The organism is Porphyromonas loveana, from assembly GCF_003096695.1.
GTDB lineage: Bacteria > Bacteroidota > Bacteroidia > Bacteroidales > Porphyromonadaceae > Porphyromonas > Porphyromonas loveana.
In genome coordinates this window covers 13,235-25,103 of record NZ_QEKY01000012.1, presented here as the reverse complement: position 1 = coordinate 25,103, position 11,869 = coordinate 13,235, and the positions used below count along the sequence as shown (strand labels likewise).

General features: G+C 50.3%; 14 protein-coding genes. 7 read left to right on the top strand and 7 right to left on the bottom strand.

What is annotated here, in order from left to right:
* Positions 1-243 precede the first annotated feature (243 nt).
* The 7 genes from C7382_RS07430 to C7382_RS07400 are packed head-to-tail and all read left to right on the top strand — an operon-like array spanning position 244 to position 5,761.
* Complete coding sequence (locus tag C7382_RS07430) at positions 244-666, top strand: SoxR reducing system RseC family protein (RefSeq protein ID WP_116679664.1); 423 nt, start codon at positions 244-246, stop codon at positions 664-666.
* Between the two features lie 9 nt (positions 667-675).
* Positions 676-1,536 (top strand): Fe-S cluster domain-containing protein, encoded by an 861-nt coding sequence (locus tag C7382_RS07425; RefSeq protein ID WP_116679663.1) that lies wholly within the window; start codon positions 676-678, stop codon positions 1,534-1,536.
* 36 nt (positions 1,537-1,572) lie between these two features.
* The gene (gene rsxC / locus C7382_RS07420) at positions 1,573-2,904 is read left to right on the top strand and encodes an electron transport complex subunit RsxC (RefSeq protein WP_116679662.1); all 1,332 of its coding nucleotides are present in this window, start codon (positions 1,573-1,575) and stop codon (positions 2,902-2,904) included.
* 14 nt (positions 2,905-2,918) lie between these two features.
* Complete coding sequence (locus tag C7382_RS07415) at positions 2,919-3,899, top strand: RnfABCDGE type electron transport complex subunit D (RefSeq protein ID WP_116679661.1); 981 nt, start codon at positions 2,919-2,921, stop codon at positions 3,897-3,899.
* Positions 3,899-4,576, top strand: coding sequence for an RnfABCDGE type electron transport complex subunit G (locus C7382_RS07410; protein ID WP_116679660.1), 678 nt, complete (start codon positions 3,899-3,901; stop codon positions 4,574-4,576). The genes C7382_RS07415 and C7382_RS07410 overlap by 1 nt, the downstream gene beginning before the upstream one ends.
* Positions 4,573-5,163, top strand: a complete 591-nt coding sequence (locus C7382_RS07405) for an RnfABCDGE type electron transport complex subunit E (RefSeq protein ID WP_116679659.1) — start codon at positions 4,573-4,575, stop codon at positions 5,161-5,163. The genes C7382_RS07410 and C7382_RS07405 overlap by 4 nt, the downstream gene beginning before the upstream one ends.
* Positions 5,164-5,188: 25 nt before the next feature.
* Positions 5,189-5,761, top strand: coding sequence for an electron transport complex protein RnfA (locus tag C7382_RS07400; RefSeq protein ID WP_116679658.1), 573 nt, complete (start codon positions 5,189-5,191; stop codon positions 5,759-5,761).
* A gap of 73 nt (positions 5,762-5,834) precedes the next feature.
* Here the strand turns inward: C7382_RS07400 and C7382_RS07395 are convergent, their stop codons facing one another.
* The 7 genes from C7382_RS07395 to ompH1 form a co-directional block, all read right to left on the bottom strand.
* Complete coding sequence (locus C7382_RS07395) at positions 5,835-6,845, bottom strand: FAD:protein FMN transferase (protein ID WP_243405678.1); 1,011 nt, start codon at positions 6,843-6,845, stop codon at positions 5,835-5,837.
* Positions 6,842-7,381, bottom strand: coding sequence for a nitroreductase family protein (locus tag C7382_RS07390; RefSeq protein ID WP_116679657.1), 540 nt, complete (start codon positions 7,379-7,381; stop codon positions 6,842-6,844). The genes C7382_RS07395 and C7382_RS07390 overlap by 4 nt, the downstream gene beginning before the upstream one ends.
* A complete protein-coding gene (locus C7382_RS07385) occupies positions 7,378-8,328 on the bottom strand; it encodes a glycosyltransferase family 2 protein (RefSeq protein ID WP_116679702.1) in 951 nt (316 codons plus the stop codon). The genes C7382_RS07390 and C7382_RS07385 overlap by 4 nt, the downstream gene beginning before the upstream one ends.
* Positions 8,328-8,867 (bottom strand): DUF4199 domain-containing protein, encoded by a 540-nt coding sequence (locus tag C7382_RS07380; protein WP_116679656.1) that lies wholly within the window; start codon positions 8,865-8,867, stop codon positions 8,328-8,330. Before C7382_RS07380 ends, C7382_RS07385 begins: the two co-directional genes overlap by 1 nt.
* 1,122 nt (positions 8,868-9,989) lie before the next feature.
* Positions 9,990-10,568, bottom strand: a complete 579-nt coding sequence (rbr, locus tag C7382_RS07370; RefSeq protein ID WP_116679654.1) for a rubrerythrin — start codon at positions 10,566-10,568, stop codon at positions 9,990-9,992.
* A gap of 254 nt (positions 10,569-10,822) precedes the next feature.
* Positions 10,823-11,314, bottom strand: coding sequence for an outer membrane protein OmpH-2 (gene ompH2 / locus C7382_RS07365; RefSeq protein WP_116679653.1), 492 nt, complete (start codon positions 11,312-11,314; stop codon positions 10,823-10,825).
* 34 nt (positions 11,315-11,348) lie between these two features.
* A complete protein-coding gene (gene ompH1 / locus C7382_RS07360; RefSeq protein ID WP_116679652.1) occupies positions 11,349-11,861 on the bottom strand; it encodes an outer membrane protein OmpH-1 in 513 nt (170 codons plus the stop codon).
* Between the last annotated feature and the right edge of the window lie 8 nt (positions 11,862-11,869).

Genomic DNA, 11,869 nt, shown 5'->3' with positions numbered 1-11,869 from the left:
TTTGACTTTGACAGCAAGCCTCCTGTTACTCTTATAAAAATTTATATATGCCGTGGAGAAAATCCGATCGCGGACGAGTCACGGAGGAGGAGCACAATCCCCATTTATAGGGAGACATGGCGCAATTTTGGCGCGTTTTCTTGCGCGCATTAGCAAGATTTGTGTACTTTTGCCGCCGTCAGGTGTAATGTTTTCCTTACATTATCAAACTAAGAGACAGCCACAAATGCCTAACTAATTGAAATGGGCGAGATTATTAGTCATAACGGAGTTGTCAGCCGAGTGGAAGCCAACACGGTAACGGTGTGCGTGCAGCAGAAGAGTGCGTGCGCCGGTTGTCATGCAGTCGGCTACTGTTCGTCTGCGGACTGCAAGGATCGATACATCACTGTGACGGGAGCCTCACCTGACATCCATGTAGGCGACGAGGTGATACTGGAGGGGCACAGCGCCATGGGGCGTTTGGCCGTCTTTCTTTCTTTTGTCCTTCCCCTGATTTTACTGATACTTCTGCTCGTCCTCACCCTGAGCATGCTGGGGCTGAGCGAGGGCATGGGTACGCTCATTTCGCTGGGCGGCATGGGGGTGTATTATCTGATCCTACGACTATTCAACGGCAAACTGAGCCGACGTCTGGTATTTACTATTCGAAAAAATAATCAGTAACAATTTAATATGATACTTACTACTGTGATTGTTTTGGCCGCAATCGGCGCCATCGGTGCGTTGGTTTTGTTTTTGGCCGCAAAGAAGTTCGAGGTCAAGGAAGACCCGCGCATCGGACAGGTAGCCGAAGTACTGCCCCAAGCTAACTGCGGGGGCTGTGGCTTCCCCGGCTGTGGCGGTTTCGCCAGCGCTTGTGTCAAAGCCGACAGCCTCGACGGTCTGTTCTGCCCCGTAGGTGGAGCAGCAGTGATGAGTAAGGTAGCCGACATCCTCGGGATGGCCGCTGCAGCTCAGGATCCGATGATCGCCGTGGTTCGTTGTAACGGCGACTGCGATGCTCGCCCACGCACGAATCAGTATGACGGTGCCAGTAGCTGTGCTGTGGCCGCTTCGCTATATAGCGGAGAGACGGGCTGTAGCTTTGGCTGTCTGGGATTGGGCGACTGCGTCGATGCTTGTAACTTCGAAGCTATCCGCATCAATCCCGTCACGCTCCTGCCCGAAGTGGTGGAAGATGCTTGTACAGCCTGTGGCGCTTGCGTCAAGGCTTGTCCCAAGTCCATCATTGAGCTGCGCAAGAAAGGTCCCAAGAGCCGTCGCATCTTCGTCAGCTGCGTGAACAAGGATAAGGGTGCCGCTGCCAAGAAGGCTTGCAGCAATGCATGTATCGGCTGTTCACTCTGTCTGAAGCAGTGCCAGTTCGAGGCCATCACCATTGAGAACAACCTCTCTTACATCGACCACACGAAGTGCCGTATGTGCCGCAAGTGTGTGGATGTGTGCCCCACCAATGCCATCCATGAGCTGAACTTCCCTCCGAAGAAGAAAGTGGAAGCGGCACCTGCCGAAACGGCACCGGAGACTGTTTAATAACGGAATAAATAACAACAAAGACCACATAGAATTATGTTGAGGACTTTCCGAATCGGAGGTATACATCCCCCCGAAAATAAGTTGTCGGCAGGCAAGCCCGTAGAGGTACTGCCTATCCCCTCACAAGTAGTCATCCCCCTTGGTCAGCACATCGGTGCACCGGCAGTTGCCGCAGTCAAGAAAGGGGACGAAGTAAAGGTCGGGACCATCATCGCTCAGGCCGGCGGATTCGTTTCGGCCAACATCCACTCATCGGTATCGGGTAAGGTGCTGAAGATCGACTCGGTTTTCGATTCCAGCGGTTATACCAGACCGGCTATCTTCATTGACGTTCAGGGAGATGAATGGGAAGAGGGCATCGACCGCTCTCCCGCCCTTGTCAAAGAGTGCAAACTAAGTGCAAAAGAGATCGTGGACAAAATCTCTGCTGCCGGTATCGTGGGACTTGGTGGTGCTACCTTCCCCTCACACGTGAAGTTGTCGCCTCCTCCGGGCACCAAGGCCGAGATACTGATCATCAATGCCGTTGAATGTGAGCCTTACCTGACGAGCGACCACGCTCTCATGCTTGAGAAAGGCGAAGAGATCATGGTGGGTGTGAGCATCCTAATGAAAGCTATCCAGGTACAAAAGGCCGTAATCGGCGTCGAAAACAACAAGAAAGACGCCATCGCTCACTTGACCAAGCTCGCGGCTGCATACCCGGGCATCGAAGTTATGCCGCTCAAGGTACAATATCCGCAGGGTGGTGAGAAGCAGCTCATCGACGCTGTTATCCGCAAGCAGGTGAAGAGTGGCGCGCTGCCTATCAGCACCGGAGCGGTGGTACAGAACGTGGGTACGGTATTCGCCGTGTATGAAGCTGTACAGAAGAACAAGCCCCTCATTGAGCGTATCGTTACGATAACGGGTAAGAAGCTCTCTCGTCCCTCCAACTTCCTCGTGCGCATTGGTACGCCCATCGCAGCACTGATTGAAGCTGCAGGAGGCCTGCCGGAAAATACCGGTAAGATCATCGGCGGTGGCCCCATGATGGGACGCGCGCTCTTGTCTCCCGATGTTCCTGTGACTAAGGGTAGCTCCGGCGTACTCATCCTCGACAAAGAAGAGTCAGTACGCAAGCCCATGCGCGACTGCATCCGCTGTGCCAAGTGCGTAGGCGTGTGTCCGATGGGTCTGAACCCCGCATTCCTGATGCGCGACACCTTATATAAGAGTTGGGATACCGCAGAGAAAGGTAACGTAGTGGACTGTATCGAGTGTGGCTCGTGCAGCTTTACCTGCCCGGCCAATCGCCCCTTGCTGGACTATATCCGTCAAGCAAAGAAGACCGTGATGGGTATCCAAAGAACACGTAAGCAGTAAGAAAGGAAATAACGATGGAAAATAAGATTATCATTTCCCCTTCACCGCACATACATAGCGGAGACAGCATCAGCAAGAATATGTATGGCGTACTGATCGCCCTCATACCGGCTCTGGCTATGTCGGTGTATCAGTTTGGACTTGGTGCGGTGATAGTAACAGCTGTTGCTGTACTGACTTGCTGCATTGTAGAGTTCTTGATCAGCAAGTACATGTTGGGCAAGGAACCCACCATCATGGATGGATCTGCTATTCTGACGGGTGTTCTTTTGGCGTTCAACCTGCCGAGTAATCTGCCCATCTGGATTGTAATCATCGGTGCCGTTGTGGCTATAGCCTTGGGCAAGATGTCATTCGGTGGCCTGGGGAACAACATTTTCAACCCCGCACTCGTGGGTCGTGTGTTCCTCCTCATCTCTTTCCCTGCACAGATGACTCTCTGGCCTACAGAAGGACAGATGAGCTCCTATATGGATGCCGAAACCGGTGCTACGCCCCTCGGCCTGATGAAGGCTGCCATGAGTGGTGACACCTCTGCATTGGCTAATATCCCTACCGACTTGCACATGTTTATCGGTGAAGCGGGATCACTCGGTGAGGTCAGCGCGATAGCACTCTTGATCGGTATGGTGTACATGCTCTTCAAGAAGATTATCACTTGGCACATCCCCGTGTCCATATTTGCATCGGCTTTCGTATTGGCCGGCATTCTTCACTTGGCAAGCCCCGAGGCATTCCCGGCCACACCGTGGTTCCATTTGTTCTCCGGCGGTATGATGCTCGGTGCCATCTTCATGGCTACGGACTACGTGACCTCGCCGATGACCAAGTCGGGACAGATTCTTTACGGCTGTCTCATCGGTCTTCTGACGGTGGTTATCCGTACATTCGGAGCTTATCCCGAAGGAATGTCATTCGCCATCTTGATCATGAACGGCGTGACTCCCCTTATCAACACGTATATGAAACCTAAACATTTTGGAGGAAAGAACTAATGGAAAAGCTAAAATCTTCACTCCCCAATATGTTGCTCTCGCTGACGGGCTTCTGCGTAGTCATTTCGGCTGCACTCGGCTTTATGAACGAAGTCACGAAAGAGCCTATCGCCAAAGCTGAGGTAGATGCCAAGGTAGCGGCCATCAAAGAGGTGGTAGCCGAGTTTGACAACAACCCCTACGAAGAGAGATTTGAAGTAGACGTTGAGGGTTCCAAACTCACAGTTTTCCCTGCCAAGAAAGGTCAAGACGTGGTAGGCTATGCTGTTGAGAGCTTCACAGACAAAGGCTTTAGTGGTAAGTTCACCGTTATGTACGGATTCGATATGGATGGTAAAGTCCATGACTTTTCGGTACTCAACCACAGCGAAACACCGGGTCTCGGTGCCAAGATGCAAGAGTGGTTCCACCTGTCTCCCAAAAAGGACGGCTTGATCCAAGATATGCGTGGCGTACAAATGAGCGATACACCTCTTGCCGTCACCAAAGATGGAGGTCAAGTGGACGCTATTACAGCCGCCACGATCAGTAGCCGTGCGTTTTTGGATGCATTGCAACGCGCCTACAACGGTTTCAAAGCTGCACAGTCACAAGGCAGTGCTCAGCCTGAAGCGGCACCTGCTGCTACGGCTGACTCAACAATGAATACTAACACAGATAATACCGAAGTGCAATGAGTAAGAGTTTAAGCGTTATTACCAACGGTATCATCAAGGAGAATCCGACCTTTGTCCTCCTCCTTGGTATGTGTCCCACGCTGGCCACAACGACGTCGGCCATCAATGGAATGAGCATGGGACTGGCTACCATGTTCGTGCTCATCTGCTCCAACGCGGTGGTGTCCTTGGTCAAGAATCTCATCCCCGATATGGTACGTATCCCTGCATTCATCGTGATTATTGCAGGCTTCGTTACCGTATTGCAGATGCTTATCAAGGCTTATCTGCCCGACTTGGACAAGAGTCTCGGTATCTTCATCCCCTTGATCGTAGTAAACTGTATCGTACTCGGACGTGCCGAATCGGTTGCTTCCAAGAAAGGCCTTCTCCATTCGGCACTGGATGGTATCGGTATCGGATTGGGCTTCACGCTCAGTTTGACGGTCTTGGGTATCGTACGCGAGCTTCTCGGTAGCGGCAAGCTGTTTGACTTCGCCGTCTTCAACGAGTCCTACGGAGCTTTGATCTTCGTTCTGGCTCCCGGTGCTTTCATCGCCTTGGGCTATCTGATCGCGCTTGTGAACAAAATGAAGAAGAGTGCCTAACCCCCCTTAAGCAAAAGACATCATTATGGAATTTTTCATATTATTCATCGGGGCAGTTTTCGTTAATAACGTCGTACTGTCGCAGTTCCTCGGTATATGTCCGTTCTTAGGCGTATCGAAGAAGGTAGACACCTCTGTAGGTATGGGGGCAGCCGTAACTTTCGTATTGGCTTTGGCCACGTTGGTTACGTTCCTGATTCAGAAGTTTGTTTTGGATCGCTTCGGCCTCGGATTCATGCAGACCATCGCGTTCATCTTGGTCATCGCCGCTTTGGTGCAGATGGTGGAGATCATCCTCAAGAAGGTCTCTCCTCCCCTCTATCAAGCACTCGGCGTATTCCTCCCGCTGATCACGACCAACTGTTGTGTGCTCGGTGTGGCCATCTTGGTGATCCAGAAGGATTACAGCTTGCTCCAGAGCGTTATCTATGCCATTTCTACTGCTATCGGCTTCACGCTGGCGATGGTTATGTTCGCCGGTATCCGTGAGCAGCTCGAAGTGACCAACCTCCCCAAAGCCATGAAGGGCATTCCTTCCGCACTCTTGGCTGCCGGTATCTTGGCTATGGCATTCATGGGCTTCAGCGGCATCGCCTAATCGTAGAGAGTTATAAAGCAACAAGCCCCGCAGGTCATGAGACTTGCGGGGCTTGTTTTTTAGGGTCTTTCTGTCAATTAACGACGCGACGACGGAAGCCGTCGCTCATCACGACCCGATAGGAAGAACCCTCCCCGTCGGAGAGTATGAGCAAGTAGTCCACAGAGAGCTTCTCGGCAATGGCGGCCACTCGCTCCGAACCGACAACCATGAACGTTGTGGCCAGCGCATCGGCAGTCATGCAATCTGAAGCGATGACCGTAGCACTGAGGACATCGGTCTGCACGGGATAGCCACTGAGCGGGTCGATCGTATGGGCATACTTCTTGCCATCGCGGAGATAATAGTTGCGATAGTTGCCGGATGTGGCCAAGCCGCCTTTGCCTTCCAGCTCGACGATCAGCTCCAACTCCTGCACGATCCCCGTACTATCGTCCACAGGCTTATTCACCCCTATGCGCCAGGGCTTACCCTGGGGATTGAGTCCCGAATAAGCCACTTCGCCTCCGATCTCCACCATATAATCTGTGATCGCACGAGAGGCCAACGCCTCTGCCACCAAGTCAGAAGCATATCCCTTGGCTATAGAGGACGTATTGAGCATAAGGCGCGGGTCGTCTTTGACAATGGCATTGCCGTCCAGACGCACTTTCCGGTAGCCCACAAAAGCTCGAAGGCTGTCTATCAGCTCGGGCGTAATGGTCTTTTCATGTTCGAACCCGAAGCCCCACGCATTGATAAGCGGGGCACAAGTAATATCGTACGAGCCTCCGGACACCTCTGCGATCGCCTGCGCTCGGCGGAAGACGCGACGGAAAAGGCTGTCCGTATCGGTCGAAACATTGCGATTGATGGCAGCAATAACACTGGTACTGTCGAACGGATTGAGCGAATGACTAAACCGCTTCAGCACGCTGTCCACCACGGAGGTATAGTCCGTCTCTCCTTTATACTTGATGTGATAGTAAGTGTGGAATGCTTCGCCCTCGATCTTGGTATAGGCGGGGGACTTCCGACAAGAAAAGAAAGCCGCACCGAGGACTATCATCCCCAGAGCGGCCATGAGACGCTTCGTCAGATTCATAGCTTCTCGAAACTCACGATTTCTTCCAAAGCTTTGCGGTTGAATGTTTCGCGCGGGGGCACCGTCGGATCGCCATATCCGAAAGCCAAGATTGAGATGGGTGTCATGTGTGCAGGTATCTCGAATATCTCCGAGCACAATGCCTGATCGAAGGCGCATACCCACGTAGCACCCAGTCCGAGGCTGTGCGCCTCCAGCATCATATAGGTCATGGCGATGGAGGTGTCGATGTCCACCGAATCGCCCGCACCACGCTTCCATGCCCGATCATGATCGCCCAAGACGATGATATAGGTAGGGGCACCCGGGAACCACGGTTGCTGCGAGCATGGGGCGAGTCGCTTGCGTGCCTCTTCATCGCGTACGACGAGGAAGTGCCAGGGCTGATAGTTATGCGCCGATGGCGCTATGCGTCCCGCTTCGAGGATGGCCATGAGTTTCTCCTCTTCTACGGGGCGGTCGATGAACTTGCGTACCGACCTGCGCGTGCGATAAAAGTCTTCTATCAAACGGAAGTCTTGAGGGAGGTGTGTCATATCTCTTTTTCTATTGTATAGTTATTACGATCCGATGCCTGACGGCTCATCATCTCTCCGATGAAGCCCGTAAGGAATAGCTGCGTGCCTATCACCATGGCGACGAGGGCAATGAAGAAGTAGGGACGATCCGTCACCAAGGGCGCCTGTGTATGGCTGATGATAGCCGTCAGCTTATTGACCAAGACCACGGCCAAAGCCAAAAAGCCGATCAGGAACATACCCGAACCGAGCAATCCGAAGAAGTGCATCGGTTTACGCCCGAAGCGGCTGATGAACCAAAGCGTGAGTAGATCGAGATAGCCATGGAAAAATCGGCTGATGCCGAACTTGCTCGTTCCGTACTTACGTGCCTGATGCTGTACCACTTTCTCTCCGATGCGTCCGAAACCGGCCGTCTTGGCCAGATAAGGAATGTAGCGGTGCATATCGTTGTACAGCTCAATATTCTCCACCACTTCGCGGCGATAAGCCTTGAGGCCGCAATTGAAGTCGTGCAGTTTGATACCCGACAGCCTGCGAGCCGTAGCGTTGAAGAGCTTGGAAGGCAGGTTCTTGCTCAAGATGGGATCGTAACGTTTGCGCTTCCATCCGCTCACCAAGTCGTATCCCTCTTCCGTCACCATGCGATACAGCTCGGGGATTTCGTCCGGACTATCCTGCAAGTCGGCATCCATCGTAATGACCACCTTGCCCTGTGTGCGAGCAAAACCGCAATGCAAGCCGGGCGACTTACCATAGTTGCGACGGAACTTGATCCCTTTGACCTCTGGATTCTCGGCACGCAGTCGCTCGATCACAGCCCACGAATCGTCCGTGCTACCGTCATCGACGAATATCACCTCGTACGAGTAGCCTCGCTCATTCATCACACGCTTGATCCAAGCATGAAGCTCAGGAAGCGATTCGGCCTCATTCAGCAGAGGCACCACTACGGATATATCGATCATTGCTCTTGAGTATTGTCCGATGAAGCCCGTCTCCTAAGTATCAGCCCCACGGGAATAGAGAATAGCGCACCCCAGAAGAAGTTGGTGGAGATGTCATTCAGCACGCGGGCAGCAGGGCGCACACTGAGTCCTTGTTCCAGAGCTTCTTGCCAGTTTTCCGTGCCGAATATCTGCGTCATCATGGCCGACGACTCTTGCAGTTGAGCCTTCAGGTTAGGCAAATGCGTCGGCAGGATATCGGCATAGAAGAAATAATGCGGTATGGACACCAAAATGGCAGCAAAGAGGTAGAGAAGCGTAGAGAATTGCCAGCCGTGCATGAAGCTGAAGCGATCCTGCTCCGGCAGCGAATTGCGATAGCGCCTGGTGAGGATATGAGCCATGAAAGGCACAAAGCAGGTAAGCGGCAGGTACAGCAGTATCAAGAGCGGCATATTGAACGCCAGCATCACACAGATGTACTTGAGACACCAAAAGGCTCCGAATATCAAGCCCATCAACGCACTCATCCGAAAGAGATTACTTCTATCTTCCATATATTTCAGTCACAAGATTAGTATTGTTCTAAGCCTCAAAAGTACAACATTGCGCCGACAGCGCCTGCAAAACAGGACAATTGCATTCAAAATCAGCCAATCAAATTAGAAGGAACAGAGGGCTTATGACCGCGCATGTCATTTCAGAGCCCGAAAAGCCGATCACGGCCAAACGTACAAAACGATGCATGAGGGGAGAGGATGCATTCTATTTGTTACCTTTGTATGCCGATCGGGCAGTGCCACAACACATAAATAGCTAAATTTCAGAGCATACCGACCGACAAAGCCAATAGTAACATGCAATAAATAAAAGTAATGATGAATATGAGACTCATGAGCAAAAGCGACGGAAACCGCCCCGTCTCCCCCCTATTTCTTTCGATATCCGGCAGCATCAGAGCGATAGCAGCCCGATCTGTCTATAAGACATGCTCCCTGACCATGAATAGGATCCGGTAAGCCCTCCAAGTCATAATCCCAAAGGCATCAAGTCCCCGTTGCATTCGTGGCAGAATGCAACGGGGACTTTCCGTTTTTAGCGGTCTTGAATAGCCTTTTGGAGGATGCAAACTTTATAAAAATGACTTCTTAACTTTATAAAGTTCATTCCTGAACTTTATAATTATCAGAAACAATCTTTATAAAAATAGAATGTAGGAATTATAAAGATCATCCACCAAGCTCAGAAAAGTAATCTTCCGACTGAGCAAATCGTCTTTTTCAACCTCTGTTTGTTCACAGATTAGCATTCAAAAGCCTGCTTATTTAGAATGAATCCAAACAACTCTGTATATTCCTTCGATGTTGAAAACTTTTTTAGCTCCAAAAAAAACAGAGAATAATTTCTTCATATCGTTTGTTTTTAGAAAATGATTATTGAACAATTGTTTCGCATTATCAAAATACCACCAATAGAGGCTTTCGATAAGCCAAAATAGAGGATTTATCTGACACAGCATTGCAGTTTAATGCAAACAAACCTATTTCGCGGGTTCTTCCAAGCCGGATTTTCAAGAGTGCAATGAAGTAGTGATAAACGAAGAGGCACCGCTCTCCCGAGTGGTGCCTCCTTCAAAAACATGAGATCAGATAATTACTTCGTCTCTATATGGATGATCCTCAGTAATTCGTTTTCATCGGCTCGAAGAATGCCTGCGGGTGAACGCAAGCAGGACAAGTCTTGGGTGCCTTCTTGGCGGTGATCACATAACCGCAGTTGCGGCATTGCCATGCGATCTCCTCGGCACGCTCAAAGACTGTTCCGTCCTCTACATGAGCCAATAGTGCCCGATAGCGTCTTTCGTGTTCGGCTTCTACCTTAGCTATCTGACGGAATGCTGCAGCGATTTCCTTGAATCCTTCCTCCTCTGCCACATCGGCAAATTTAGGATAGAGATCCGTCCACTCTTCGTTTTCTCCTTCTGCAGCTGCACGCAAGTTCTCGGCAGTAGTACCTACGATACCTGCGGGGTAAGAAGCTGTAATCTCAAGCATACCTCCTTCCAAGAAAGAAAAGAACCTCTTAGCATGCTCTTTCTCCTGCTCGGCAGTCTCCATGAAAACACCGGCTATCTGTTCGAAACCCTCTTTCTTGGCCACACTGGCGAAGAATGTGTAACGTGAACGAGCTTGTGATTCACCGGCAAATGACATCAACAGATGCTTTTCTGTCTTTGTCCCTTTAATGCTTTTATCCATATCAGTTCTGTTTGTTCGAGGTGAGACAATGATAATATGACTTCTTCTTACCTCACAAAAGTAGGTATTAAGAATGAACAATGCAAGAAAAAAGGCACCAAACATACCTAAATATTGGTACGCAATCTTGTGAGGCATGCATTGAAAGTTCTCATACCCGCGGTGTTAACTTGAAAAAAGAAGGGGCTGCCTCGATGTAGAGACAGCCCCCATTTGTTTTGTACAGTTACCCCTTTTAAAAGAGTCTGGCAGCTTTATTGTATTCCGAGCTTTGCTTTCACCTTACTGGTCAGATCCACAGCCGTTGCACCGGTGTAGAGCATCATACCTGCTTCCATGATGTAGGCACAGTTCTCTTCGTCTCCCACTTTCTTGATGGCATCGGCCACCTTCTGCTGAATCGGAGCGAAGAGCTGTTGCTGACGCTTTTGCAGATCTTCCTGCATCGTTTGGTAAGACTGTTGATAGCGAGTCTGAATGTCTTGCAGTTCTTGCTGACGACGATTGCGAATGTTCTCCACCAAGCCATCACGCTCTTTCACGAACTCTTCTGTTTTCTTGGTAAGCTCGTCTTCCATGCTCTTGAGGTCTACACGGTATTTTTCAGCCAATTCATTGAGCTGTTTCGTGGCAGCCACCTGTTCAGGCATTTTGGTAATAATCTCTTCGGTGTTTACCACCGCTACCTTCTGTGCCATGAGGCTCAATGGGAGAGCCATCAAAAGCATGAGAAAAAATTTCTTCATTTCGTTTGTTCTTATTTGTTCGTTAATAGTTTCTTTACTTACTGAATCCCATCTTACTGAGCACCATATCACTTATGTCGATGGTAGGACTCGCAAAGATGATACCGGATGTACCTCTGTCGAGTACCATCTGATAGTTATTGCGCTTAGCAATCTCTTTGATTGCATTCCATATTTCATCCTGAATGGGCTTCATGAGATCAGAACGCTTCTTGAATAGTTCGCCTTCGGGACCGAAATACTTGCGTTTCAGATCCGATGCATCTTGTTCTTTCTTCACGATAGCTTCTTCGCGAGCTTTCTTCTGTGCCGCAGACAAGAATACGAGATCGCTCTGATATTTCTTGTACATAGATTGTGCTTCGTTTTCAAGTGCTTCTATTTCGTTCTGCCACTTCTTAGATACTTGATCCAACTGCTCATTCATCATTTCGTAGTCAGGAATATTCTTGAGAATATACTCCATATCTACCAAAGCAAACTTCTGGGAAAAGGCCGTTGAGGCCATCGCCAGCATCAAACCGATGAATACCAAAAATCGTTTCATATCACAAT